Origin of the sequence: Mesorhizobium sp. M8A.F.Ca.ET.208.01.1.1 (assembly GCF_004791315.1) — a bacterium.
Taxonomy (GTDB): Bacteria; Pseudomonadota; Alphaproteobacteria; order Rhizobiales; family Rhizobiaceae; genus Mesorhizobium.
In genome coordinates, this window is record NZ_SRUT01000177.1 from 1 (window position 1) to 339 (window position 339).

General features: G+C 60.5%; 1 pseudogene. It reads left to right on the forward strand.

Going from position 1 to position 339, the window contains the following annotated elements:
* Positions 1–207: 207 nt before the first annotated feature.
* Positions 208–339, forward strand: a pseudogene (locus EN851_RS34810) (sulfite exporter TauE/SafE family protein); the annotation flags it as partial.

Sequence of the window (339 nt, forward strand, 5' to 3'; positions counted from 1 at the left end):
TTTGTCCGCGATAGGACATTGGGCAGGGACGGCTACACCGTCATTTGTTGACGGGTCCAGAAGATCGTTCTTCCGGTTCGGGCGGCGACATACAGCTATTTCGGCGCTTTGTCACATCTTCGAGGCATATTTTTTGCGCTTGATGGCCCCATGACATGGCCGCCGTGACAGGTTGCGCGCGCGCCGCAAGCTTTCTAAGCGGGGGAAATGAGTCTTTTCGATGCCGCCTTGCTGTTTCTCGCGGGTTTTGTCTCCGGCGCCGCCAATGCGGTCGCCGGCGGCGGCACTTTCCTCACCTTTGGCGCCATGACGCTGGTCGGGCTGCCGCCGATCGTCGCC